The sequence below is a fragment of the Staphylococcus massiliensis genome (assembly GCF_043186315.1).
In the GTDB taxonomy this organism is placed as follows: Bacteria; Bacillota; Bacilli; order Staphylococcales; family Staphylococcaceae; genus Staphylococcus; species Staphylococcus massiliensis.
This window is the reverse complement of the sequence record NZ_CP171119.1, coordinates 1,908,718-1,934,806: the sequence shown is the minus strand read 5'-3', so window position 1 is coordinate 1,934,806 and position 26,089 is coordinate 1,908,718. Positions and strand designations below refer to the sequence as shown.

The 26,089-nt window shown below is 35.9% G+C and carries 24 protein-coding genes; all 24 read left to right on the top strand.

The annotated features are described in order from the left end of the window. The first annotated feature begins 35 nt into the window (after positions 1-35). A complete protein-coding gene (gene rimP, locus ACF3N8_RS09365) occupies positions 36-503 on the top strand; it encodes a ribosome maturation factor RimP (RefSeq protein ID WP_009381744.1) in 468 nt (155 codons plus the stop codon). A 21-nt stretch (positions 504-524) separates the two neighbouring features. Continuing rightward, on the top strand, positions 525-1,796 hold the full coding sequence (gene nusA / locus ACF3N8_RS09360) for a transcription termination factor NusA (RefSeq protein WP_009381745.1): 1,272 nt from the start codon (positions 525-527) through the stop codon (positions 1,794-1,796). A gap of 16 nt (positions 1,797-1,812) precedes the next feature. Then, positions 1,813-2,097: an RNase P modulator RnpM gene (rnpM, locus tag ACF3N8_RS09355; protein WP_009381746.1), complete on the top strand. Its 285-nt coding sequence runs from the start codon at positions 1,813-1,815 to the stop codon at positions 2,095-2,097. Then, positions 2,094-2,411 carry a ribosomal L7Ae/L30e/S12e/Gadd45 family protein gene (locus ACF3N8_RS09350; protein ID WP_009381749.1) on the top strand — a complete coding sequence of 106 codons (318 nt, stop codon included), beginning with the start codon at positions 2,094-2,096 and terminating at the stop codon, positions 2,409-2,411. The genes rnpM and ACF3N8_RS09350 overlap by 4 nt, the downstream gene beginning before the upstream one ends. Before the next feature lie 4 nt (positions 2,412-2,415). Beyond that, on the top strand, positions 2,416-4,527 hold the full coding sequence (gene infB / locus ACF3N8_RS09345) for a translation initiation factor IF-2 (RefSeq protein ID WP_238093564.1): 2,112 nt from the start codon (positions 2,416-2,418) through the stop codon (positions 4,525-4,527). Positions 4,528-4,841: 314 nt separating this feature from the next. Beyond that, positions 4,842-5,156, top strand: a complete 315-nt coding sequence (locus ACF3N8_RS09340) for a hypothetical protein (protein WP_009381752.1) — start codon at positions 4,842-4,844, stop codon at positions 5,154-5,156. Positions 5,157-5,219: 63 nt separating this feature from the next. Then, a complete protein-coding gene (gene rbfA, locus ACF3N8_RS09335) occupies positions 5,220-5,567 on the top strand; it encodes a 30S ribosome-binding factor RbfA (RefSeq protein ID WP_009381754.1) in 348 nt (115 codons plus the stop codon). Positions 5,568-5,644: 77 nt separating this feature from the next. Beyond that, positions 5,645-6,562 (top strand): tRNA pseudouridine(55) synthase TruB, encoded by a 918-nt coding sequence (gene truB, locus ACF3N8_RS09330; RefSeq protein ID WP_238100710.1) that lies wholly within the window; start codon positions 5,645-5,647, stop codon positions 6,560-6,562. A 12-nt stretch (positions 6,563-6,574) separates the two neighbouring features. Beyond that, positions 6,575-7,549 (top strand): bifunctional riboflavin kinase/FAD synthetase, encoded by a 975-nt coding sequence (locus tag ACF3N8_RS09325; protein ID WP_238093562.1) that lies wholly within the window; start codon positions 6,575-6,577, stop codon positions 7,547-7,549. Between the two features lie 109 nt (positions 7,550-7,658). Then, complete coding sequence (gene rpsO, locus ACF3N8_RS09320; RefSeq protein ID WP_009381760.1) at positions 7,659-7,928, top strand: 30S ribosomal protein S15; 270 nt, start codon at positions 7,659-7,661, stop codon at positions 7,926-7,928. 165 nt (positions 7,929-8,093) lie between these two features. Further along, complete coding sequence (pnp, locus tag ACF3N8_RS09315) at positions 8,094-10,190, top strand: polyribonucleotide nucleotidyltransferase (RefSeq protein WP_238100709.1); 2,097 nt, start codon at positions 8,094-8,096, stop codon at positions 10,188-10,190. 304 nt (positions 10,191-10,494) lie between these two features. Then, positions 10,495-12,168: a ribonuclease J2 gene (gene rnjB / locus ACF3N8_RS09310; RefSeq protein WP_238100708.1), complete on the top strand. Its 1,674-nt coding sequence runs from the start codon at positions 10,495-10,497 to the stop codon at positions 12,166-12,168. 161 nt (positions 12,169-12,329) lie between these two features. After that, entirely contained in the window at positions 12,330-14,696 is a 2,367-nt protein-coding gene (locus tag ACF3N8_RS09305; RefSeq protein ID WP_238100707.1) for a DNA translocase FtsK, read from the top strand. A gap of 2 nt (positions 14,697-14,698) precedes the next feature. Further along, the gene (locus ACF3N8_RS09300; protein WP_009381766.1) at positions 14,699-15,415 is read left to right on the top strand and encodes a GntR family transcriptional regulator; all 717 of its coding nucleotides are present in this window, start codon (positions 14,699-14,701) and stop codon (positions 15,413-15,415) included. A 48-nt stretch (positions 15,416-15,463) separates the two neighbouring features. Continuing rightward, positions 15,464-16,726 carry an EF-P 5-aminopentanol modification-associated protein YfmF gene (yfmF, locus tag ACF3N8_RS09295; protein ID WP_037556751.1) on the top strand — a complete coding sequence of 421 codons (1,263 nt, stop codon included), beginning with the start codon at positions 15,464-15,466 and terminating at the stop codon, positions 16,724-16,726. Then, the gene (gene yfmH / locus ACF3N8_RS09290; protein WP_238101796.1) at positions 16,719-18,008 is read left to right on the top strand and encodes an EF-P 5-aminopentanol modification-associated protein YfmH; all 1,290 of its coding nucleotides are present in this window, start codon (positions 16,719-16,721) and stop codon (positions 18,006-18,008) included. Before yfmF ends, yfmH begins: the two co-directional genes overlap by 8 nt. Then, positions 18,005-18,709 (top strand): elongation factor P 5-aminopentanone reductase, encoded by a 705-nt coding sequence (ymfI, locus tag ACF3N8_RS09285; RefSeq protein ID WP_009381769.1) that lies wholly within the window; start codon positions 18,005-18,007, stop codon positions 18,707-18,709. The genes yfmH and ymfI overlap by 4 nt, the downstream gene beginning before the upstream one ends. 104 nt (positions 18,710-18,813) lie before the next feature. Then, a complete protein-coding gene (locus ACF3N8_RS09280; protein ID WP_009381771.1) occupies positions 18,814-19,653 on the top strand; it encodes a DUF3388 domain-containing protein in 840 nt (279 codons plus the stop codon). A gap of 12 nt (positions 19,654-19,665) precedes the next feature. Further along, a complete protein-coding gene (locus ACF3N8_RS09275; RefSeq protein ID WP_238101797.1) occupies positions 19,666-20,061 on the top strand; it encodes a helix-turn-helix domain-containing protein in 396 nt (131 codons plus the stop codon). A 51-nt stretch (positions 20,062-20,112) separates the two neighbouring features. Then, entirely contained in the window at positions 20,113-20,688 is a 576-nt protein-coding gene (gene pgsA / locus ACF3N8_RS09270; protein ID WP_009381774.1) for a CDP-diacylglycerol--glycerol-3-phosphate 3-phosphatidyltransferase, read from the top strand. A 135-nt stretch (positions 20,689-20,823) separates the two neighbouring features. Next, complete coding sequence (locus ACF3N8_RS09265; protein WP_009381779.1) at positions 20,824-21,975, top strand: CinA family nicotinamide mononucleotide deamidase-related protein; 1,152 nt, start codon at positions 20,824-20,826, stop codon at positions 21,973-21,975. Between the two features lie 158 nt (positions 21,976-22,133). Beyond that, entirely contained in the window at positions 22,134-23,177 is a 1,044-nt protein-coding gene (recA, locus tag ACF3N8_RS09260) for a recombinase RecA (RefSeq protein WP_009381780.1), read from the top strand. 299 nt (positions 23,178-23,476) lie between these two features. Next, entirely contained in the window at positions 23,477-25,036 is a 1,560-nt protein-coding gene (gene rny, locus ACF3N8_RS09255) for a ribonuclease Y (RefSeq protein ID WP_392449850.1), read from the top strand. 131 nt (positions 25,037-25,167) lie between these two features. Further along, positions 25,168-26,004 carry a hypothetical protein gene (locus ACF3N8_RS09250; protein WP_238093555.1) on the top strand — a complete coding sequence of 279 codons (837 nt, stop codon included), beginning with the start codon at positions 25,168-25,170 and terminating at the stop codon, positions 26,002-26,004. Positions 26,005-26,089 lie beyond the last annotated feature (85 nt).

Here is a 26,089-nt window from a genome sequence, read left to right as displayed (position 1 = left end):
ACTCTTTTCTATTTGTTATTTTAAAGGAGGCTCGTATGAGTAAAGTAACTGAAAAAGTTGAAACAATAATACAACCCGTCCTTGATGAATTAAATTATGACCTTGTTGAAGTTGAATTTGTTAAAGAAGGTAAAGATCATTTTCTTAGAATTTCCATAGATAAACCTGGTGGCGTCGATTTAAATGACTGTACGCTAGCTTCTGAGAAAATCAGTGAAGTTATGGATGAAGAAGATCCAATCCCAGAAATGTATTATTTAGACGTAGCATCTCCTGGTGCAGAACGCCCGATTAAAAAGGAAAAAGAATATCAAAATGCGGTCACGCAACCCATATTCGTTTCTCTTTATGCACCAATTGATGGTAGTAAAGAATATTTAGGTATTCTTAAATCAGTAGATGAAGACACGATTGTCATGGAAATTAAAGTTAAATCTAATACAAAAGATATTGAAATTCCTAGAAACAAAATTGCTAAAGCAAGACATGCAGTTATGATTTAACCGTGATAAGGAGGAACTAAAGTGGAAAGTAATGAATTACTATTAGCAGTTGAATATTTAGAAAAGGAAAAAAAGATTCCTAGAGAAGTTTTAATTGATGCGATTGAAGCAGCATTAATTACTGCTTATAAAAAGAACTACGACAGTGCGCGCAACGTACGTGTAGAATTAAATATGGACGTAGGTTCATTTAGAGTTATCTCACGTAAACGTGTTGTAGAAGAAGTAATGGACGATCGTGATGAAGTTCATATTTCAACAGCACTAGAGAAAAACCCAGCTTACGAAGAAGGCGACATCTATGAAGAAGATGTTACACCTAAAGACTTCGGTCGTGTGGGTGCACAAGCAGCTAAACAAGCAGTTATGCAGCGCTTACGTGATGCTGAGCGTGAAATTCTTTATGATGAGTTTATTGATAAAGAAGAAGACATTATGACAGGTTTAATCGACCGTGTAGACCATAGATATGTATACGTTAACTTAGGTCGTACTGAAGCTGTGTTATCTGAGGCTGAAAGAAGTCCTAATGAAAGCTATATTCCGAATGAACGCATTAAGGTCTATGTCAATAAAGTAGAACAAACTACTAAAGGACCTCAAATCTATGTTTCAAGAAGTCATCCTGGGCTTTTAAAACGTTTATTTGAACAAGAGGTTCCAGAGATTTACGAGGGTACAGTTATTGTGAAATCTGTAGCACGTGAAGCTGGCGACCGTTCTAAAATCAGTGTACACTCTGATAACGAAGATATCGATGCAGTAGGTGCATGCGTAGGGTCTAAAGGTGCGCGTGTTGAAGCGGTAGTTGAAGAATTAGGTGGCGAAAAAATCGACATCGTTCAATGGAGTGAAGACCCTAAAGTATTCGTACGCAATGCTTTAAGTCCATCACAAGTACTATCTGTTATTGTTGATGAAGCTGATCAATCAACTACAGTTGTAGTACCTGATTATCAATTATCTTTAGCAATTGGTAAACGTGGTCAAAACGCACGTTTAGCGGCTAAATTAACAGGTTGGAAAATAGATATTAAATCTGAAACGGATGCTCGTGAAGCAGGTATTTATCCTGTACAAGAGACTGAAGAAGCAGATGATGACGTTCTAGAAGAAGATGTAGATACTACTATAGAAGAACAAGACGTTACTTCTGACGAACAAGTCGAAACAACTACTGATGACAGTACGGAAACAACTACAGAAGAAAGCACTGAGACAGCTACAGAAGATGACGACAATGAGACTTCTGAAGATAATGAATCAGTTGCTAAAAACGAAGACGAAGCTTAATTTGGAGGGATAGTCATTGAAGAAAAAGAAGATCCCAATGCGAAAATGTATTCTCTCGCAAGAAATGAAACCTAAGAAAGACATGATTCGTGTCGTTCAAAATAAAGAAGGCGACATCTTTGCGGACGGCACTGGCAAGAAGCAAGGACGTGGCGCGTATGTTTCAAAGGACTTAAATCTTGTTGAAAAGGCACAAGAACAAGAAACACTTGAAAAGTTCTTTAAAAGTAATCAAGAAACTTTAGAGCCTGTTTATAAAGAGATTATTCGCTTAATCTATCGTGAAGAGATTCCGAAATGATGAAGACGCAAATTCTTAACTTTTTAGGGTTAGCGATGCGTGCAGGAAAAGTCAAAACAGGGGAAGACGTTATTGTAAATAGCTTAAAAAAACGCCAGGTCAAATTAGTCATTCTACCTCATGATGCGAGTGACAACGCAATTAAAGTAATGAAAAATAAATGTAATACCTATCAAGTCCCGCTTAGATTTTTCGGCCAACGTCATGAGTTAGGTGAAGCAATTGGTAAAGGGGAGCGAGTGAATGTAGGAATTACGGATAATGGTTTTTCGAAAAAACTATTGTCCTTGCTGGATGAATATAGTAAGGAGTGATTATATGAGTAAAAAACGAATTTACGAATATGCAAAAGAATTAAACTTAAAAAGTAAAGATATTATAGATGAATTAAAAAAGATGAACGTGGAAGTTTCCAATCACATGCAAGCACTTGAAGAGGATCAAGTCAAAGCTTTAGATAAAGTATTTAAATCCAACAAAGACACTGCATCAACTCAAGATAATCACAAACAACAAAATAAAAACACAAAGAACAACAACCAAAAGAATCAAAAGAACCAAAACCAACCTAAGAACAAGAAAAACAACAAGAAAAATAACAAAAATAAAAAGAACAACAAAAACAATAAGAAAAATAACAAGCAATCAGCTGAGCCTAAAGAAAAGAAAGAGATTCCAGAGAAAATCTATTATCAAGAAGGCATCACTGTTGGTGAGTTAGCTGAGAAAATGAACGTTGATTCTTCTGAAATCATCAAGAAGTTATTTATGCTTGGTATTATGGCTAATATCAACCAATCACTTGATGTTGAAGCTTTAGAGTTAATTGCTTCAGATTATGGTGTAGAAGTTGAAGAAGAAGTTATTGTTGACGACAAAGACTTATCAACTTATTTTGATGATGAAGACGAAGAAGATGAAAATGCAATTGAACGTCCATCAATCGTTACAATCATGGGTCACGTTGACCATGGTAAAACGACATTATTAGATACTATCCGTGATACACGTGTTACTGAAGGTGAAGCAGGCGGTATCACTCAACATATCGGTGCTTACCAAATTGAGAACGATGGTAAAACAATTACATTCTTAGATACACCAGGACACGCTGCATTCACGACGATGCGTGCTAGAGGTGCTCAAGTAACTGATATTACGATCTTAGTGGTTGCGGCAGATGATGGTGTAATGCCACAAACAATTGAAGCGATTAACCATGCGAAAGAAGCAGATGTACCTATTATCGTGGCAGTGAATAAAGTCGATAAACCAACTGCTAATCCAGATCGAGTGATGCAAGAATTAACTGAGTATGGTCTTATCCCTGAAGACTGGGGTGGCGATACCATTTTCGTTCCACTTTCAGCTTTAAATGGTGAAGGTATCGATGACTTACTTGAAATGTTAGTACTTGTATCAGAAGTTCAAGAGCTTAAAGCTAATCCAGATAAACGCGCTGTTGGTACGGTGATTGAAGCGGAACTTGATAAATCAAGAGGTCCAGCTGCATCATTACTAGTACAAAACGGTACACTTAACGTAGGTGATGCGATTGTAGTTGGTAATGCTTACGGTAAAGTTCGTGCGATGGTAAATGACTTAGGTCAACGTATTAAATCTGCAGGACCTTCTACGCCAGTTGAGATCACAGGTATTAATGACGTACCTCAAGCAGGTGACCGCTTCGTTGTATTCAAAGATGAAAAACAAGCACGCCGTATCGGTGAAGCACGTCATCAAGAAAATATCTTAAATCAACGTCAAGAAAGTAAAAACGTTTCACTTGATAACTTATTTGAACAAATGAAACAAGGTGAAATGAAAGACTTAAACGTTATCATCAAAGGTGACGTTCAAGGTTCTGTAGAAGCATTATCTGCTTCACTTATGAAGATTGATGTTGAAGGTGTTAATGTACGTATTATTCATACTGCAACAGGTGCAATCAATGAATCAGACGTAACATTAGCGAATGCATCAAACGGTATCATCATCGGCTTTAACGTACGTCCAGATGCTGGTGCTAAGCGTGCAGCAGAAGCTGAAAACGTAGATATGCGTTTACACCGTGTTATCTATAACGTTATTGAAGAAATTGAATCAGCGATGAAAGGTCTACTTGACCCTGAATACGAAGAGAAAGTTATCGGTCAAGCAGAAGTACGTCAAACATTCAAAGTATCTAAAGTAGGTACAATCGCTGGTAGTTACGTAACAGACGGTAAAATCACACGTGATTCTGGTGTAAGAATTATTCGTGATGGTATTGTTCAATTCGAAGGCGAATTAGATACCCTTAAACGTTACAAAGACGATGCTAAAGAAGTTGCTAAAGGTTATGAATGTGGTATTACAATTTCTAACTATAATGACCTTAAAGAAGGCGACATTATCGAAGCATTTGTAATGGTAGAAATTGAAAGATAACACGATTTCGAACGACGGGATTAAGTAAGTTCTAGCCTTAAAGGTTATTACTTTACTTTATCTATGTTCGTTTGAAAGATGCTTAATATTATAGAGCTAGATGATTCTTAAGGAGCGAAATAGGGAGTTTGTTGACTTCACATTCGCTCCTTCTATTTTGCTTTTTGAAAAGGAAAATAGATTTAAGGAATGAAAATTTGAAGTTCATTTTCAAAGAGGGAATATACAAATCACACGACGTAAATATTTAATAAAAAAGTCATATTTATATGTCTGCTACCGCTATATAATAAGAGTAGAGGATGTGAACAAATATGACTGAATTAAAATCTAATCAAGAAACCAAATATAAATGTCGTCGTGAAATTAACTTATTTCGAAAGATTTCGATACCAGGTCACGTCATATTATCTGAAACAAGTGTGACATTCGAACCATTAGCTCCGATTTACCCACTTTATTTAGATACGTTCCGCTTTAGAGAAATGCGAAATGTAGAATGCCATAAATCTTTCAATCACTATCATCTGAGTTTTGATTATCATAAAGAATCTGTAACTATAAGATCGATTAAGGATAAGGGCGTTATTGACGAGATCATGAAAAGGAGTCAATTGACGAATAGGTAAACTCTAGTCTATAATTTTTATAATAAGAAGCATCTTACCATAATAAATAAATGAGGTGAGAAAATGAGTAATATGCGAAGTGAACGTGTAGGTCAACAAATGATGCAAGAATTAATGGACATCATTAATAATGAAGTTAAAGATCCTAGAATTGGTTTCTTAACAATTACAGATGTACGCGTTACAAGCGATTTATCACAAGCTAAGGTATTCTTAACTGTTCTAGGTAGTGAGAAAGAACGTGAAGATACTTTTAAAGGTTTAGAAAAAGCAAAAGGCTTTTTAAAATCAGAAATTGGAAACCGTTTAAGTTTACGTATTGTACCAGAACTTGAATTTGAATATGATGAATCGATTGAATATGGTAATAAAATTGAAAAAATGATTCAAGATTTACACAAAAAAGATTAATATACCATACAAAACAGTCGAGATAGGTAATGTCTCGGCTTATTTTTTATGTAAATATCGTTTAGGGAAGTGAAAGTATGTATCACGGCATCTTGCCTGTAAATAAACCTAAAGGGCTTACGAGTCATGATGTAGTCTTCAAACTACGAAAAATTTTGAAAACGAAAAAGGTCGGTCATACTGGTACATTAGATCCAGAAGTTACAGGTGTATTACCTGTTTGTATAGGTAGTGCTACTAAAGTCAGTGAATATATCATGGAAATGGGTAAAACGTATCGTGCAACCATAGCGGTTGGTCAAAGTACAACGACAGAGGATCAAACGGGCGACGTATTGGATTCTGAAGCGATTGAGGTCGATGCGTTTTCTAATGAGACAATTGATGACGTTTTAGCTTCATTTTTAGGTGAAACGACACAAATACCGCCAATGTATTCATCTGTAAAGGTTAAAGGGAAACGTTTATATGAATATGCGCGTAACAATGAAACCGTAGAACGACCTGAACGCCAAATCTATATTCATAAAATCGCGCGTTTAGGTGACTTAAACTATCAGGATGATATGCTATATTTTGAAATAGAAGTGACATGTGGTAAGGGTACGTATATTAGAACACTCGCAACTGATATCGGCCGTAAGCTTGGTAAGCCAGCGCACATGCATCAACTTGAGCGTACGAATAGTGGTGGCTTTAATTTAAATGATAGCTTTACACTAGAAGAGATTCGAACGTTACATGAGCAAGAGAAGTTACAGTCTGAATTATTTCCATTAGAATATGGATTGAATGCATTGTTAACAATTGAAATTGATGATGACCAATTAGTTAAACGAATTCTAAATGGGCAAAAATTTAAGCGACGTTACTTTAAACAAGATATTAAAGATATATGTGTTATGAAGGATATTAGAACGAACAAAGTGCTCGCTATCTATGAAATTCATCCTTCTAAAAATGATGAACTTAAACCAAAAAAGGTCTTCAATTAAAGGAGTATTGGCATGGAAGTTATTGAAATTACACATCCGATTCAAAAAGAACAATTTATCAATGAAAACATCGCGATGGCCCTTGGCTTTTTCGATGGATTACATCGAGGGCATCAAAAGGTATTCGAAAAATTAGATGAAATCGCTTCTCGTGAAGGATTGAAAAAAGCAGTTATGACGTTTGACCCTCATCCATCTGTTGTATTAAATCCTGAGCGTAAGCGTACTGATTACTTAACACCACTACCTTATAAACTTGAAATGATTGAAGAAATGGGTATCGATTATTGTTTAGTCGTGAACTTTTCATCACGATTCGCGAGTGTTACTGCTGAAGCATTTATTGATCAGTATCTCATTCAGAATAATGTTAAAGAAGTTATTGCTGGCTTTGACTTTACCTTTGGAAAGTTTGGTAAAGGTAATATGGCGGTACTACAGGCGTTAGACAATCATTTTAACTGTACAGTTGTTGGTAAGGAAGATTTAAATGATGAAAAAATTTCTACAACTGCGATTCGTAAAGCTCTAAAAGAAGGCGAGCTTCAATATGCAAATGAACAACTTGGATACCGTTATCAAATTAAAGGTACGGTTGTTCAAGGTGAAAAACGTGGGCGTACAATCGGCTTTCCTACGGCAAATATTGAGCCAAGCGATGATTTCGTATTACCTAAAAAAGGCGTATATGCCGTAAGCTTAGCTATTGGACCGAGTGACCAGGTTTACCGCGGTGTCTGTAATGTAGGCGTTAAACCTACATTCCACGATCCTAATACGTCGCACATTGTAATTGAAGTGAATATTTTTGACTTTGATGAGAATATTTATGGTGAACGTGTCACTGTATTCTGGCATCATTATTTAAGACCTGAACAAAAATTTAATGGTATCGATCCGCTTGTTGAACAAATGAATCAAGATAAAGAACGTGCAAAGTATTTATTATCGGTTGATTTTGAAGACGATATCTCTTATAATATATAAGTCGAACAAATTAACGTATTTGTTTTGAAGGACCTTTCTCTTGGCAAGTTGACCCTCCGGCGCTTTGCTCAGATTAAGGCGACACTAAAATTAAAGGAGGAAATTGATAATGGCAATTTCACAAGAACGTAAAAACGAAATCATTAAAGAATACCGTACACACGAAGCAGACACTGGTTCTCCAGAAGTACAAGTAGCAGTTTTAACTGCTGAAATCACTGCTTTAAACGAACACTTACGTGTACACAAAAAAGACCACCATTCACGTCGTGGTTTATTAAAAATGGTTGGTCGTCGTAAACACTTATTAACTTACTTACGTGACAACGACATCCAACGTTACCGTGAATTAATTAAATCATTAGGTCTTCGTCGTTAATCTAAACTTTAACTTAAGTTTTATAAATTAGTAGACGAATTTCTACTTAAGGGAGTGTGACACTTTAAGCTGTTACACTCTCTTTTTTTTCTATAAATTTGTATTATTCATTTACTTTAATAAATGTTATGATAAGGATAATAGACGATGGAGAGGAGATTCATAATGTCTCAAGAAAAGAAAATATTCAAAACGGAATGGGCAAATAAACCGTTAACGATTGAAACAGGTCAATTAGCGAAACAAGCTAACGGTGCTGTATTAGTTCGTTACGGTGAAACAGTTGTATTATCTACTGCTGTTCAATCTAAAGAACCTAGAGATGGGGACTTCTTCCCATTAATGGTTAACTATGAAGAGAAAATGTACGCTGCTGGTAAAATTCCAGGTGGCTTTAAAAAAAGAGAAGGTAGACCAGGCGATGATGCAACTTTAACTGCACGTTTAATCGATAGACCTATTCGTCCACTTTTCCCAGAAGGGTATCGATATGACGTTCAAATCATGAATACGGTTTTAAGTGCGGATCCAGATTGTTCACCAGAAATGGCTGCAATGATTGGTTCTTCTATGGCACTATCTGTATCTGATATTCCATTCCAAGGCCCAATTGCTGGCGTTAATGTTGGGTATATTGATGGTGAATATATCATTAATCCGAATAAAGAACAAAAAGAGGTTTCACGTCTGGACCTAGAAGTTGCTGGACATAAAGACGCAGTTAACATGGTTGAAGCTGGTGCGAAAGAAATTACGGAACAAGAGATGTTAGAAGCCATTCTTTTCGGTCATGAAGAAATTAAACGTTTAGTGGCTTTTCAACAAGAGATTATTGACCACATTCAACCTGAAAAAATTGAATTCACACCGCCAATTAAAGATGCGGACTTAGAGGAGAAGGTCGTTGCGCAAGCTGAAGAAAAAGGCCTTAAAAAAGCGATTCAAACTGAAGATAAAAAAGAACGTGAAGATAAAATCGATGCGGTTCGTGACGAAATTGTAGCGCTATATGTCGATGAAGAAGATCCTGATAACGAAGCACTCATTAATGATGTAAATGCCATTATGAATCAAATCATCAAAGAAGAAGTAAGACGTCTTATCGCAGACGAAAAAATCCGTCCTGATGGTCGTAAACCTGATGAAATTCGCCCATTATCATCAGAAACGGGATTATTACCAAGAGCTCACGGTTCAGGGTTATTTACACGTGGCCAAACGCAAGCCTTATCTGTATTAACTTTAGGTGCGTTAGGTGACTATCAATTAATCGATGGACTTGGACCTGAAGAACATAAACGCTTTATGCATCATTATAACTTCCCTAACTTCTCAGTAGGTGAAACTGGACCAGTTAGAGCGCCAGGACGTCGTGAAATTGGTCATGGTGCATTAGGTGAACGTGCATTAAGACACATAATTCCTGATGAAAAGGACTTCCCATACACAGTTCGTATTGTAAGTGAAGTTTTAGAATCAAATGGTTCCTCTTCACAAGCGTCAATTTGTGGTTCTACATTAGCGTTAATGGATGCTGGTGTACCAATTAAAGCACCTGTAGCAGGTATCGCGATGGGCTTAGTAACACGTGAAGATAGCTACACAATTCTTACAGACATCCAAGGTATGGAAGATGCTTTAGGTGACATGGACTTCAAAGTAGCGGGTACTAAAGAAGGTATTACAGCGATTCAAATGGACATCAAAATTGATGGCTTAACGAAAGAAGTTATCGAAGAAGCTTTAGAACAAGCTCGTATTGGACGTTTAAATATCCTAGAGCATATGCTTGAAACAATTGATACACCTCGTTCTGAATTAAGTAAATACGCGCCGAAAGTTGAAGTAATTACCATTAAGCCTGAAAAGATACGTGACGTAATCGGACCAGGTGGTAAACAAATCAACGAAATTATTGATGAAACAGGTGTTAAACTTGATATCGAACAAGATGGTACAGTATTTATCGGTTCAGTAGAACAAGACATGATTACACGTGCGAAAGAATGGATCTTAGATATCGTGCGTGAAGCTGAAGTTGGCCAAATCTACGACGGTAAAGTTAAACGTATTGAGAAATACGGTGCTTTCGTTGAATTATTCCCTGGTAAAGATGCGCTTGTTCACATTTCACAAATCTCTAAGGAACGCATTAATAAAGTAGAAGATGTGCTTAAAGTCGGCGACACGTTTAAAGTTAAAGTAACTGAAATTGATAAACAAGGTCGCGTGAATGCATCTCACAAAGTCCTATTAGACTAATAAACGTCATCACCTTTATTTAAATAGGTAACATGTATTTTAGTCATATTATGATTGAAAGACTGGGATTGTTTACATCGTCCCGGTCTTTACTTTTTAGGATATCGCGAGAGCATTGATCGTTATCTTAGAGTGCTTTTCCTAAATGATTGAAAAGCCCTTTAAATATACGCACTAACTTAAATCGATTACACCTAAAGAGACCCTTGTGATAAATAGCTCAAATTGTACATATAACTTAAATTAACTTATAATATAGAATGAATTCATATATGGTCGGGGCAAATGATGAGGAGGTAGCAAGTTGAAATTAGTAAAGAAAAATAATAAAAACATACGCATCATCCCCTTAGGAGGCGTGGGTGAAATTGCCAAAAACATGTACATCGTTGAAGTTGATAACGAGATGTTCATGTTAGACGCTGGGCTCATGTTTCCAGAAGATGAAATGTTAGGAATCGACATCGTTATTCCTGATATTCAGTATGTCATTGAAAATAAAGATAAATTAAAAGGTATATTCCTTACACATGGCCATGAACATGCGATTGGTGCTGTTTCATACGTATTAGAACAAGTTGACGCACCTGTTTATGGTTCTAAATTAACAATTGGTTTAGTTAAAGAAAACATGAAAGCACGTAACATCAAGAAAAAGGTTCGTTATTATGTTGTAAATGACGAATCGATTATGCGTTTCAAGAGCGTGAACGTGACATTCTTTAACACAACACATAGTATTCCAGATAGTTTAGGTGTTTGTATTCATACATCATATGGTGCAATCGTCTATACGGGTGAATTTAAATTTGATCAAAGTTTACATGGTCATTATGCACCAAACTTACAACGTATGACTGAAATTGGCGAAAAAGGCGTTTTTGCTTTAATTAGTGACTCGACCGAAGCAGAAAAGCCAGGCTACAATACGCCTGAAAATGTGATTGAAAGTCATATGCAAGATGCGTTTACTAAGGTACACGGTCGTTTAATTGTATCTTGTTATGCATCAAACTTTGTTCGTATTCAACAAGTTTTAAATATTGCGAAGAAATTAAACCGTAAAGTTTCTTTCTTAGGTCGTTCTTTAGAAAGTTCGTTTAATACTGCACGTAAGATGGGCTATTTTGATATCCCTAAAGACTTATTAATTCCGATTAATGAAGTTGAAAATTATCCGAAAAACGAAGTCGTTATTATCGCAACAGGTATGCAAGGAGAACCTGTTGAAGCTTTAAGCCAAATGGCACGTCAAAAGCATAAGATTATGAATATTGAAGAAGGCGACTCTGTATTCCTAGCGATTACAGCTAGTGCGAATATGGAAGTGATTATCGGTAATACGTTAAACGAATTGTCACGTGCTGGTGCTAACATTATTCCAAATAACAAGAAAATTCATGCTTCAAGTCATGGTTGTATGGAAGAACTTAAAATGATGTTAAATATTATGAAACCCGAATATTTCATTCCAGTTCAAGGTGAATTCAAGATGCAAATTGCGCATGCAAAACTTGCAAATGAAACTGGTGTTGCGCCTGAGAAGATCTTTTTAGCTGAGCGCGGTGACGTCATTAACTTTGATGGAAAAGAAATGATTCTTAATGAAAAAGTTCATGCAGGTAACGTCTTAATCGATGGTATCGGTGTTGGCGACGTTGGTAACATTGTACTACGTGACCGTCACTTACTTGCAGAGGATGGTATCTTTATCGCTGTTGTTACGCTTGATCAGAAGAATAAGCGTATTGCAGCAGGGCCTGAAATTCAATCACGTGGCTTCGTTTATGTAAGAGAAAGCGAAGCGTTATTAAAAGAGGCCGAAGAGAAAGTGCGTGAAATCGTTGAAGCGGGTCTTCAAGAGAAACGCATTGAATGGTCTGAGATGAAGCAAAACATGCGTGATCAAATCAGTAAATTACTATTTGATAGCACACGTCGTCGTCCGATGATTATTCCAATTATTTCAGAAGTTTAATTGTGAACGTTATTTATCATATGATTGTTTCTTAAATAGATACGTTTAATGCTATGGTATAGTTAGTATGTACCATAGCATTTCATTATTCAGTGATGATTTATCGTCAGTTCATTGACGCAACACTATATTTATTTTTAAGTAAAAGAAGGTGACATATCTTGCCACAAGGTAAAAAACGTACCACATCGAAGCGTCAAACAACAAAGAAAAAAGGTAAGAAACGTACAACGAAAAAACAAAACGACCACACATTGCGTTTTTTATTAGCGATCATAGCAGTAATTGTCCTCATCTTAGGTATCTTTCAGTTAGGAATTATTGGCATCGCAATAGATAGTTTTTTCAATTATTTATTTGGTATGGGTCGCTATTATGTATATATACTCTTATTACTAGCTACTGGATTTTTAGCATTTAACGGTAAACTACCTAAATCGAGACGTATGCTTGGATCAATTCTTTTACTTCCTGCACTTTTACTTATTGCACAATTTGTTTATTTATTTACTTCTGGGGAAAAGGCGAGAAGAGAGCCTGTATTATCACACGTTTTCCATACATATGATATAACGAGATTTTCAAATTTTGGCGGTGGCTTATTTGGATATTATATGTTTGAACTTTTTATTCCATTGATTTCTATTGTAGGGCTTTTCCTATTGATGTCGCTATTATTAATATCGAGCATCATTTTGCTTCAACAGAAAAAGCACCGTGACGTCTCGAAAAGCGCCTTTGAGCGTACTCAGTCACGACTCAATCGCTCTGTTTCATCTTATAAGGATAAACGTGCGAACCGTCGTGCTAACAAAGAAGATAAACCTGTGAATCGCAGACGATCAAAGAAACCTAAAGATGTTTCGAATTTCGAAGACGTGACGCCTACGATGGAGGACCACCCAACAGGTTCAAGTTCAATTCCAATATATGGTCATCAAGATGAAGACGATGTACAGCAACCTGAACCACAGGCACCTACTAAGGAAACGCCTAAGCCTACGTCTACACCTAAAAGAGAACCTGCGCAGCAAGAAGCGTCACAACTATCATCATCAGGTGAAGTAGGTGAAAGTGAAGGTTCAATTTCAGAAGCTGGTGAAGCTGAGAACCATGCGTATACCATTCCACCATTAACATTATTAAATGAACCTAAAAAGCAGAAATCAACATCTAAAGCTGAAGTTCAAAAGAAGGGGCGTTTACTTGAAAATACGCTCAAGAATTTTGGTGTAAACGCAAATGTCACTCAAATTAAAATCGGTCCAGCTGTAACACAATATGAGATTCAACCGGCACAAGGTGTTAAAGTGAGTAAAATCGTCAATCTTCATAGTGATATCGCCTTAGCACTAGCAGCGAAAGATGTGCGTATCGAAGCTCCAATACCGGGTAAGTCAGCTGTTGGTATTGAAGTACCGAACGACCATATTGCATTAGTATCACTTAAAGAAGTGCTCGATGAAAAATTCCCTGCCAAAAACAAACTTGAAGTTGCGCTAGGTCGTGATATTTCAGGTGATCCTATTACAGCTGAATTAAACAAAATGCCACACTTACTCGTAGCAGGTTCTACTGGTAGTGGTAAGTCAGTCTGTATTAACGGTATTATTACAAGTATCTTGCTTAACGCAAAACCACACGAAGTTAAACTCATGATGATTGATCCTAAGATGGTTGAGTTAAACGTTTATAACGGTATTCCACACCTCTTAACGCCTGTTGTGACAAATCCTCAAAAGGCTTCTCAGGCACTAGATAAAATTGTAGGTGAAATGGAACGTCGTTATGATTTATTCCAACACACTGGAACGCGTAATATCGAAGGTTATAATCAATACATCGAGAAAAGTAATCAAGATATGGACGAAAAGCAAGCTAAACTACCGTATATCGTGGTTATAGTCGATGAGCTAGCAGACTTAATGATGGTTGCAGGTAAAGATGTAGAAGGTGCTATCACACGTATTACGCAAATGGCCCGTGCAGCCGGCATTCACCTTATCATTGCGACACAAAGACCTTCTGTAGACGTTATAACAGGGCTCATTAAAAATAATATTCCATCACGAATTGCTTTTGCGGTGAGTTCCCAAACTGACTCTCGAACGATTATCGATAGTTCGGGTGCTGAAAAGCTATTAGGTAAAGGTGATATGTTATTTGTCGCTAATGGTGGTTCAATTAGAACCCGAGTTCAAGGTGCCTTCTTAAGCGATGAAGAAGTTCAGACAGTAGTGAATTATGTAGTAGAACAACAAAAGGCGAACTATGTTAAGGAAATGGAACCTGACGCGCCAGTTGATAAATCTGAGATGGAAAGTGAAGATCCAATCTATCCAGATGCTTATATGTTTGTCGTTGAAAAGCAAAAAGCGAGTACGTCATTATTACAGCGTCAGTTTAGAATAGGGTATAATCGTGCTTCAAGATTAATGGACGATTTAGAACGCAATAACATCATCGGTCCACAAAAGGGAAGTAAACCAAGACAAGTTCTTGTAGATTTAAGTGAAGAAGAGGTGTAATCATGTCAACAAATGTATCAATCAATAAAGTCAAAGAATGGATTATTAATGAAATCAAGGAAGAACGTATTCAGCCTGGGGAATCTTTACCAGGCGCTTACGATCTTTCAAGATTGCTTGATGTCAAAACGGGTGAAGTAAATGAAGCCATTCACGAACTCGTTACAGAGCAAATTATCACGCAAAACTTTGGTGAAGGTGCATATGTTAAAACGATAAGACCTTTTTTCTACCCTTTACATGAACTCGTTAGTATCAACCAAATGATTGAAGAAAAAGGGTATCGCTCAGGTACGCATTTCTTAAGTTTAGATGAAGAAGTTGCGTCGTCACACGATTGTGATGTCTTAAATATCGAACCTGAGGCAGATATTACCGTAATTGAACGCATTCGTACTGCAAACGATGAGCCTGTCGTTTATTGTCTTGATAAAGTGCCGACAGCTATCCTTTCGGCTCAAGAATATCAATCTCATGAGCGTTCTATTTTAAAAGCCATTGAGCTTTCATCAGACTGTAATATCACATACGCACGCACTGAAATAGAATCAATTAGTTATGAACCTTATATTTCAGAAGCATTAAATGCGAATCCGCATGATGCATTAATGTTACTCAAGCAAATACATTATGATTCGAATGACAAACCTATTTTATATTCACTTAATTATTTAAAAAGTAGCTTAGTTAAGTTTCAAACAATTCGAAAACGTTTATAATAGATGTAACGATTTTAATGAAAGTGAGGTAATATATTGGACAATCTAATGAAAGATGAGCCACTCATTCACACTGAAGTGACACCGACAGATAAATTTAAAACAACGATTGTTACATTTAAATTTATGGCGCCACTCGATGTTAAAACGATGACACATCGATCCTTACTCAGTAAGATTTTAGTAAGAGCAACACAAAAATGGCCAGACGATAAAGCATTTAATCGTCACTTATCTGACCTTTATGGCGCATACATACATAGTTACGTATCTAAGTTTAAAGACAAGCACGTTATCACGATTAGCTTAGAAATTGTTAATGAACGTTATCTAACTGATGACACACCACTTTTCGAAAAGGGACTCGAATTACTTAATGAAATCATTTGGAATCCTTTAGTAGAAAATGGCGCGTTCAACACACAATTCTTACAACAAGAAAAGTCATTGTTACGTAAGAAATTAAAAGCGATGAACGATAACAAATCTCAGCTTGCATACTTAAACCTACTTAAACATATGTTCAACGACCATCCTTATCGCTTTCTTGCTACGGGTGATTTAACGGAACTTGAGAAAGTAACACCTGCTTCTTTATACGAAACGTATCAATCCATGATTGAAAATGATTTCTGTTCAGTATATGTGGTTGGTAATGTAAATAAAGCTGCAGCAGAAGAACAAATAAAGCAACAATTCGCAATTAAGCCATTTACATATAAACCTTCTCAAATTTCAGCGATACATAATAATGATGAAACGAACACGATTGTCGAATATGCTGACGTAGATCAAGCCAAATTAAACATGGGCTTTAAATTTAATACGGAATTCGGTAAAGATGCGTATTTCGCACTCGTCGTATTTAATATGATGTTCGGTGGCGATCCATCGTCTGTTTTATTTAATGAAGTTCGTGAAAAGCAAAGCCTTGCTTACTCGATTCATTCGCAAATCGATGCTAAAAACGGTTTTCTATTTGTATTGAGCGGCGTTTCAAAAGATAAGTATGAGCAAGCAAAGGACACGATTATAGAGGAATTCACTAAGATAAAAAATGGCGAATTCAGCGACAATCAATTAAATTTAGCTAAGAAAATTATCCAATCACATCGTCTTGAATCAAAAGACCGTCCTAAGAACATGATTGAAATTATGCATAATCAACTCTTATTAGATGTACCAATGACTGACGAAATGTTCATACAGAACATCAAGAAAGTCTCAAGAGCAGATGTTCAAAACCTTTGTGACCAAGCTGAACTTGATACGATTTACATCTTAACGAAGGAGGAAGATGTAAATGAATAAAACGTACTTTGAACGTATAGATGAGACCGTATATGAAACTGAAATGCAGAACGGTTTAAAATTATTTGTCATTCCTAAACCAGGATTTCAAAAGACATTTGTCACGTATACAACTAAATTTGGATCGCTTGATAATACGTTTAAACCGCATCAATCCAACGAATTTGTTAAAGTCCCAGATGGTGTTGCACACTTCTTAGAACATAAATTATTTGAAAAAGAAGACGGCGACTTATTTACAGAATTCGCTGAAGATAATGCTCAAGTCAATGCGTTTACAAGTTTTGACCGTACAAGTTATTTATTTAGCGCAACTTCGAACGTTGAAGACAATATCTTACGTTTACTTAAAATGGTAGAAAGTCCTTATTTTACGAAAGAAACGGTAGATAAAGAAAAGGGTATTATCGCAGAAGAAATAAAAATGTATCAAGAACAACCCGCTTACAAACTAATGTTTAATACACTGCGTTCAATGTTCCATAATCATCCGATTCGAGTAGATATAGCTGGAACAGTTGATAGTATTTATGACATTACGAAAGACGATTTATACTTATGTTATGAAACATTCTATCACCCATCTAATATGGTCTTATTTGTCGTTGGCGATGTAGACCCTGATCACATTAGTAAAGTCGTACGCCAACATGAGGATAAGCGTGATAAAATAAATCAACCAACGATTGAAAGATTTCATATTGACGAGCCGTATGAAGTTAAACAGAAGTATGTTACGGAAGAGATGTCTATTCAATCACCACGTTTAATGCTAGGTTTTAAAAACCCGATTAAAGAAATTGAAGATCGTGAACTTGTGAAACACGACCTTGAAATGACATTGTTCTTTGAGATGATTTTCGGCGAAGAAACAGAATTTTATCAAAATCTCTTAAATCAAGATCTTATCGATGAAACATTCGGTTATCAATTTGTTCTGGAACGCACATATGGCTTTTCAATTGTGACAAGTGCTACACATGAACCAGACCGTTTTAAAACATTAATTACTGACGAATTAAAGCAACAACAAGGTCAAATTAAAGATGAAATTGCGTTTAGACTGTTAAAGAAACAATTCATCGGTGAATTTATCTCAGGCCTCAACGCGCCGGAATACATCGCGAACCAATACACGAAATTCTACTTTGAAGGTATCAGCTTATTTGAACTGCTCGATATCATGGAAGAAATTACGATAGAAAGCGTTAATCAGACATCTCGAGAATTCTTAGATTTAGACAACATGGTAGATAGTCGATTAGAAAACAAGCAATCATGAAAGCACTCGTATTAGGTGGTTCAGGTAGCATCGGCAAGGCTATCGTTCATGCACTCTTGGAAAAGGATTATGAGGTTATATTGCACTACCATCACGCTCAGTTAAATGACCTTGAGAATGAATTCAAGCATCAACCAGTGACATTTGTGCAAGCTGATTTATCGCAGACTGAAATTGATATTAACGCTTTTGACTTTATTCAAAACCTAGACGCGCTGATTTATGTTAGCGGTCAAAGTCTTTATGGTCAGCTACAAGATATGAACGATGTAACAATTGATGCTTGCTATAACTTAAATGTTAAGCATCTTATCGGATTGTCTCGACACTTTATTGATCAGTTAAGACAAAGTGACCAGGGCCGCATTGTCGTCGTTTCATCAATATGGGGCGAAACGGGTGCGAGCTTCGAAACCATTTATTCTACTATGAAAGGTGCCCAGCTTGCTTTTGTAAAAGCCCTCGCCAAAGAGGTAGCGTTAACTTCAGTAACGGTAAATGCGCTAGCGCCAGGTATCGTACGTGGACGCATGACTGATGACTTCGACCAATCTGACTTAGAAGCTATTCTTGAAGAAATTCCGCAGCAACGTCTGATAGCGCCTTCAGAAGTTGCACATGCTTGTATGTATTTACTTGATCCAATGTCTCAAAGTATCACGGGAACGGTTCATCGTATAAACGGCGGTTGGTATGTATAAAACTTAAGCGACAATTCAGAAAAGCTTTGAATGTCTTTATAACTAAGTGTTATGATATAAAGTAATAAAACGCTTACTGAATTGTGATTAAGGGGTGTCATATCATGACAGCAGTTACAAAGAAAGAATGGTACTTAGAATATGATATTAAAATGAACAGAGCAGGTTTGTTGGGGGATATTTCAAGTTTACTTGGTATGTTAGGCATTAACATTGTTACAATTAATGGTCTTGATCAAGGTAAACGTGCATTATTAATTAAGTCTGATAGTTATGAAAAAATTAATCGCTTTGAATCTATTATTCAAGAGATTGATGACATTTCATTAACGAAGTTAAGAGATCCTGAACTTCGTGACCGTTTAGCAGTTCGACACGGTCGTTATATTAAACAAGATAAAGAAGATAAAAAGACATATAAATTCGAACGTGAAGACCTCGGTTTACTTGTCGACTTTTTAGCTGAAATCTTTAAAGAAGAAGGGCACAAGCTTATCGGAATTCGTGGTATGCCGCGTGTAGGTAAGACTGAATCAATTGTTGCAGGCAGTGTATGTGCGCACAAGAGATGGTTGTTTATTAGTTCAACGTTGATTAAACAAACGGTAAGAAGCTCACTCATTAAAGGTGAATATGGTGATGACCATGTTTATATCATTGATGGCGCCGTTACTGCACGTGAAAGCAATCAAAAACACCAAGACCTTGTACGTGAAGTTATGACGATGCCAGTGGTTAAAGTTGTTGAGCATCCAGATTTATTTGTTCAAAGTAGTGAATATGAGATGGATGACTTTGATTATATTATTGAATTACGAGAAAATCATGACCAAGAAATTCAATATGAACATATGAAAAAACAAACTGTGAAACAAAAGAATAACCTTGATTTTAGTAATGACATGGGAGATTTCGGAGACGGATTCGGTTTCTTTTCAAATTAGGAGTGAATGTAAGTGGCAGAGTTAGGTCAAATTTTAAAATCTAAACGTGAAAATTTGGGTATGACGTTACATGAAATTGCAGACAAAACAGGCATTCAAGGCGATACTTTGAGAAGTATTGAAAACAATGACTTTAAAAGTGTTGCTTCTTCTAAATATGTTAAAGGATTTATTCATAAGTATGCGAGCGCAGTTAACATAGATGGTAATCGATTAATCGAACAACATCGTGATGAGTTACCGCGTACAAAGTACTCTGCCGAAAAAGCACTTGAGAAATTTTCAAACGATAAAACAGTTCCTACATATCGTAAAAATAATAAAGATATTTACCAGCTCAGCGCACTCGTTTCAAACTTTGTCATCATTACGGCTGTAATTTGGGTTATAATGGCACTCGTATTTTAAAAAAATTCATGTATAATAGAGCAAGAATGATTTTAGAAAAGAGGCTTGAAAATGAATATACCTAATCAAATTACATTATTTCGTGTTATTTTGATTCCAGTATTTATTATATTTGCACTCAATAATTTTGGGTTTGGTTCAATCTCAATTTTAGGTGGAAATAATGTAAGAATAGAGCTAATTATAAGTGGTATTATCTTTGTATTAGCATCTGTCAGTGACTGGGTAGATGGTTACCTTGCACGTAAGTGGCAACTTGTTACAAACATGGGTAAATTCTTAGATCCATTAGCAGATAAATTACTTGTATCAAGTGCTTTAATCGTACTTGTGCAACTTGATATCACAAATTCAGTAGTAGCAATCATTATAATTGCGCGTGAATTTGCTGTAACAGGACTACGTTTATTACAAATAGAACAAGGTTATGTAAGTGCTGCAGGTCAATTAGGAAAAATTAAAACTGCCGTAACGATGGTAGCAATTATCTTATTATTATTTGGCGATCCATTCGGAATTTATTTAGGTCAAATTTTACTTTATATCGGCGTATTCTTTACGATTCTTTCAGGTATTGAATACTTTTATAAAGGTCGAGCAGTATTCTTACAAAATAGTAAAAAATAACATATAATAATCAATGATTCGATAAGTCTGGGACGCATCCTCAATTCTCACGTTTTAACGATTGTGAATTGAAACAAGCATATAAAATGCTTATACACGTCTCAGGCTTTTTCTATATTTAAGGAGGATCCACATATGAAAATATGTATCATCGCTGTAGGTTCAGAACTCTTACTTGGTCAAATTACAAATACGAACGGTACGTATTTATCTCAAAGATTTAATGAAGTGGGACATGATGTCTTACAACATATCGTTGTAGGTGATAATCCTAAACGTTTAGAACGTGTGATGTCAGAAGCACTCAAATATCATGATGCCGTTATCTTAACAGGTGGTTTAGGACCTACGAAAGATGATTTAACGAAACAAACTGTAGCTTCTTTATTTAATACAACTTTAGAGATGGACCAAGAAGCCATGACATATATTGAAAACTACTTTAAAGAACAAAATAAAACGATGACACCTAATAATAAACAACAAGCACTCGTTATTAAAGGTTCTAAAGTACTTAAGAATGAAGTTGGCATGGCACCAGGTATGTATCTTGAAAAGGACAGTAAGATCGTCGCTTTATTACCTGGACCTCCTCGTGAACTAAAACCCATGGTTAAGCATGAGTTAATGCCTTACTTTACGAACGATGAGAATACCATCTATTCAGAAATGCTAAAATTCTGTGGCATCGGAGAATCACAAGTTGAAACAGAATTGATGGATTTAATTGATGCACAAACAAATCCTACAATTGCACCTTTAGCTGGTGCACATGAAGTAAAGATTCGTCTAACTTCTAAAGACGAAACGATTGATCAATGCAAAGCTAACATTCAACCCGTTAAAGATGAGATTTTAAGTCGTATCGGTATGTATTATTACGGTTCAGATGATGTATTACTTGAGGAAGCCTTTATGCATGAACTACAAGACTCAATTAGTATCTATGATGAAGTGTCTGAAGGCGCACTTTATCCGCGACTTCAAGCTTATAATGATCAGAAACTTTTAACAGGGTATCTTCCTGAGAATGAGGCCTTCGTAGATCCTAACATGCCAGTTGAAGCGCGATTAGAATTTAGTGCGCAGCTCGTTCAATCCTTATTTAAAAGCAAAATAGGTATATCTATTTGTAATGAGGGTAAAACAATATACGTTGGCATCCTTAAAAACGATCACTTTAAGTCGATGCAATTTGAAATGTCTCATAATTACACATTAAAAAGAGACAGAAGTCAAAATTATGTACTCATACGTTTACTAAAAGATTTAAACCGTACAACTTAGTGCTCAGTTTCTTAGAAATTGAAAACGCATGTTCGTAAATATGACGATATTTCGCTTAAAATATCGAACGGATATTCGCAAAATGCTTGTATTTTTAAAAAATAGGTTGTATAGTATGGGTAAATCTAAAAAAGAGAATTCAAGTAGGGGGTTCCAAATTGAGTAATGAACGTCAAAAGGCTTTAGATACAGTCATTAAGAATATGGAAAAATCTTTCGGTAAAGGTGCAGTTATGAAACTAGGTGACAACAAAGGTCGCCGTGTTTCTAGTGTATCAAGTGGTTCTGTAACGCTTGATAACGCGTTAGGTGTAGGCGGTTATCCTAAAGGCCGTATCATAGAGGTATATGGTCCTGAAAGTTCAGGTAAAACAACAGTTGCATTACATGCTATCGCTGAAGTTCAGAAGAATGGCGGTATTGCAGCATTTATCGATGCCGAACACGCTTTAGACCCAGTTTATGCTGAAGCATTAGGTGTAGACATAAATAATTTATACCTATCTCAACCAGACCACGGTGAGCAAGGTTTAGAAATCGCTGAAGCTTTCGTTCGTAGTGGTGCCGTTGACATTGTCGTTGTCGACTCTGTAGCTGCTTTAACACCTAAAGCAGAAATTGAAGGTGAGATGGGCGACGCGCACGTTGGTTTACAAGCCCGCTTAATGTCTCAAGCGCTACGTAAACTTTCTGGTGCTATTTCAAAATCAAATACGACTGCTATCTTTATCAACCAAATCCGTGAAAAAGTTGGCGTTATGTTTGGTAATCCTGAAACAACGCCTGGTGGCCGTGCACTTAAATTCTATAGTTCAGTTCGTTTAGAAGTTAGACGTGCCGAACAACTTAAACAAGGTCAAGATATCGTAGGTAACCGTACGAAACTTAAAGTTGTTAAGAACAAAGTTGCACCACCATTTAGAATTGCTGAAGTTGATATTATGTATGGTAAAGGTATCTCTAAAGAAGGCGAAATCATCGATTTAGGTGTTCAAAACGATATTATCGATAAATCAGGTGCTTGGTATTCTTATAATGGTGACCGCATGGGTCAAGGTAAAGAAAATGTTAAAAACTACTTAAAAGAAAATCCTGAAATTATGAACGAAATCGATCAAAAACTACGTGAAACATTAGGAATTAAAGACGGTGATGTTGAAGAAACAGAAGAAAATGAATCACCAACGTTATTTGACGAATAAGTTATCTTATAATCAATTAAGACATGGTTGGACGTTTAATAATCCAACTATGTCTTTTTTTATTGAAAAGTCGAAAAAATGGCTTGGTTATTTAGATAAAATTTCTATATTTAAATCGGTGGGAAATTTTTCCAAAAATAAAATAAAAATTATAAAATCATAAACGATAAAGGTAAGGGGAAACCTTGACACTACTCTATCATTAAACGTACAATTGATATGTATGATTCTTATATAATTCATATAATCATATTAGATTTGATATACAGTACCAAATCCTAGAAAAAGGAGGTGTTTGTGTGAATTTATTAACCCTCTTACTCATTTTGCTAGGAGTAATTCTAGGAGTTGTTGTAGGGTATTTCATTGCCCATCACTTATTGCAGAGCAAACAAATACAAGCAAGGCAAACTGCTGAAGATATCATCGAACAAGCAAAAAGATCAGCAGCTAATCTCAAAAAAGAAAAATTAATAGAAGCCAAAGAAGAAAACCAATTAATACGAGAAAACGCTGAAAACGAACTTAGAGAGAGACGTGGTGATCTTCAAAGACAAGAAACCCGACTTCTTCAAAAGGAAGAAAACTTGGAGCGAAAATCGGATCTTTTAGATAAAAAAGACGAGATTTTAGAGCAAAAGGAATCTAAAATTGAAGAAAGACAACAACAAGTAGATGCAAATGAGCGAAGTGTTCAAACAATAATAATGAAGCACGAACAAGAACTAGAACGCATCTCCGGTCTCACACAAGAGGAAGCTCGTAACGAACAACTTCTTCGTGTGGAAGAAGAACTGTCACATGATATTGCAATACTTGTTAAAGAAAAGGAAAAAGAAGCGAAAGAAAAAGTTGATAAGACTGCAAAAGAAATTTTAGCAACAACTGTACAGCGCCTTGCAGCTGAACATACGACTGAGTCTACTGTATCTGTTGTTAACTTACCTAATGATGAAATGAAAGGTCGAATTATCGGTCGTGAAGGTCGTAACATTCGTACATTAGAAACATTAACAGGCATTGATTTAATTATTGATGATACGCCTGAAGCTGTTATTTTATCAGGTTTTGATCCTATAAGACGTGAAATTGCACGTACAGCTTTAGTTAATCTTGTTTCTGATGGCCGTATTCATCCAGGAAGAATTGAAGATATGGTTGATAAAGCACGTAAAGAAGTTGATGAGATTATTCGCGATGCTGGTGAACAAGCTACATTTGAATTAAATGTACATAACATGCATCCAGATCTTATTAAGATTCTCGGTAGAATGCAATACCGTACAAGTTACGGTCAGAATGTACTTAAACATTCTATTGAAGTTGCACATCTATCTGGTATGCTTGCAGCTGAACTTGGTGAAGATGTAACGCTCGCTAAACGTGCAGGATTGTTACATGATATCGGTAAAGCTATCGATCATGAAGTTGAAGGTAGTCACGTGGAGATTGGTGTAGAACTCGCTAAGAAATATAAAGAGTCTGAAACGGTTATCAATGCCATCCATTCTCACCACGGAGATGTTGAGCCAACAACGATTATTTCAATTCTTGTAGCCGCAGCCGATGCGTTATCAGCAGCACGACCAGGCGCACGTAAAGAAACACTTGAAAATTACATCAAGCGTTTAGAGCGCTTAGAAGAATTATCTGAAAGTTATGATGGTGTTGAAAAAGCATTCGCAATTCAAGCTGGACGAGAAATACGCGTTGTCGTATCGCCAAATTCTATAGATGATTTAAAAGCACATCGTTTAGCTAGAGACATAAAATCACAAATTGAAGATGAACTTCAATACCCAGGTCATATTAAAGTGACAGTTGTTCGAGAGACGAGAGCAATTGAATATGCAAAATAATGATTTAACGAAACGAGACATGTTATCATGTTTCGTTTTTTTTTTGTGCCCGTTAGTTAAGTTCTAAAATAAATTATATATTTAAAAAATTAGATATGGTATAATATAAAAAACATCTTAGGAGTTATGACATGCTTAAACGAAATAAAAAACTCATACTATGGCTGCTAGCAAGTAGCTTATTATTTATATGCTCACTTATACCTATCATAAATGGTATTATTTTAAAGATTAGTCTTAATGATTATGAGTCTCATCATCTTGTTACAACATTAAAAGTACCAAACAATGAGGAAGATATTACGCACGTTGTTGGTAAAAATAATCAACGCGTTGGTACGATTCAGATTGAACATGAATTCGTGTTAAAGAAAAATGATTCCCAATTTGCACGCACTAAAAATGAGTTATATGAATTATTGTCCAAAGACTATGAGGTTTATACGAAACGTTACCATATGGCACATCAAACGATTACATTAGAGAAGAAGAAAAAGGATGATGGATTTACGGATGTGTATATCAACGATGAAAGCGTAGACATGTCACCGCTTAAGCTAAATGGTAAAGCGTATCAACATCGCTATGAAGATGCCGCACTCATTTATCAAAAGGATAAATTGTCTGAGGATTATATACTATCGCTGCTAGTTAAAGACAAGAACTATCCTGAGCAACTTAAGCTCTATCAAATTGATTCACAACTGAGAGATTTTAATATGAATCTTACGCCTGACTTTGTAAACCGTAATATGGACTATCGTACACTGGTTGATGAAAGTGGAATTGCGAATGACTATCCAATTCAACACGTTAAATCTGAGTTCTTAAAGTTAAGTATACTATTTCCTATTCTAACGTTTATTTTAAGCAGTGTGCTGCTTGTTTTATGTATGATTCGTATGTATCAAAAGCAATGTGCTTCTAAATTATATAACCTATATAAAAGCTTATTTCCTAATATTTAACCGCTCAAAATACAAGAAAGCGCGAGTACAAACATTGATTTGCATTCGCGCTTTCTTGTAAAATTTCTTTTTTTAAAAAAGACGA

Excerpts from the sequence above, each read along its gene's own strand:
- rpsO (WP_009381760.1), top strand. The coding sequence starts at position 7,659 with ATGGCAATTTCACAAGAACGTAAAAACGAAATCATTAAAGAATACCGT.
- infB (WP_238093564.1), top strand. The coding sequence starts at position 2,416 with ATGAGTAAAAAACGAATTTACGAATATGCAAAAGAATTAAACTTAAAA.
- rimP (WP_009381744.1), top strand. The coding sequence starts at position 36 with ATGAGTAAAGTAACTGAAAAAGTTGAAACAATAATACAACCCGTCCTT.
- ACF3N8_RS09340 (WP_009381752.1), top strand. The coding sequence starts at position 4,842 with ATGACTGAATTAAAATCTAATCAAGAAACCAAATATAAATGTCGTCGT.
- truB (WP_238100710.1), top strand. The coding sequence starts at position 5,645 with ATGTATCACGGCATCTTGCCTGTAAATAAACCTAAAGGGCTTACGAGT.
- ymfI (WP_009381769.1), top strand. The coding sequence starts at position 18,005 with ATGAAAGCACTCGTATTAGGTGGTTCAGGTAGCATCGGCAAGGCTATC.
- pgsA (WP_009381774.1), top strand. The coding sequence starts at position 20,113 with ATGAATATACCTAATCAAATTACATTATTTCGTGTTATTTTGATTCCA.
- ACF3N8_RS09265 (WP_009381779.1), top strand. The coding sequence starts at position 20,824 with ATGAAAATATGTATCATCGCTGTAGGTTCAGAACTCTTACTTGGTCAA.
- ACF3N8_RS09280 (WP_009381771.1), top strand. The coding sequence starts at position 18,814 with ATGACAGCAGTTACAAAGAAAGAATGGTACTTAGAATATGATATTAAA.
- yfmF (WP_037556751.1), top strand. The coding sequence starts at position 15,464 with ATGAAAGATGAGCCACTCATTCACACTGAAGTGACACCGACAGATAAA.
- ACF3N8_RS09300 (WP_009381766.1), top strand. The coding sequence starts at position 14,699 with ATGTCAACAAATGTATCAATCAATAAAGTCAAAGAATGGATTATTAAT.
- rbfA (WP_009381754.1), top strand. The coding sequence starts at position 5,220 with ATGAGTAATATGCGAAGTGAACGTGTAGGTCAACAAATGATGCAAGAA.
- ACF3N8_RS09350 (WP_009381749.1), top strand. The coding sequence starts at position 2,094 with ATGATGAAGACGCAAATTCTTAACTTTTTAGGGTTAGCGATGCGTGCA.
- ACF3N8_RS09325 (WP_238093562.1), top strand. The coding sequence starts at position 6,575 with ATGGAAGTTATTGAAATTACACATCCGATTCAAAAAGAACAATTTATC.
- ACF3N8_RS09250 (WP_238093555.1), top strand. The coding sequence starts at position 25,168 with ATGCTTAAACGAAATAAAAAACTCATACTATGGCTGCTAGCAAGTAGC.
- yfmH (WP_238101796.1), top strand. The coding sequence starts at position 16,719 with ATGAATAAAACGTACTTTGAACGTATAGATGAGACCGTATATGAAACT.
- pnp (WP_238100709.1), top strand. The coding sequence starts at position 8,094 with ATGTCTCAAGAAAAGAAAATATTCAAAACGGAATGGGCAAATAAACCG.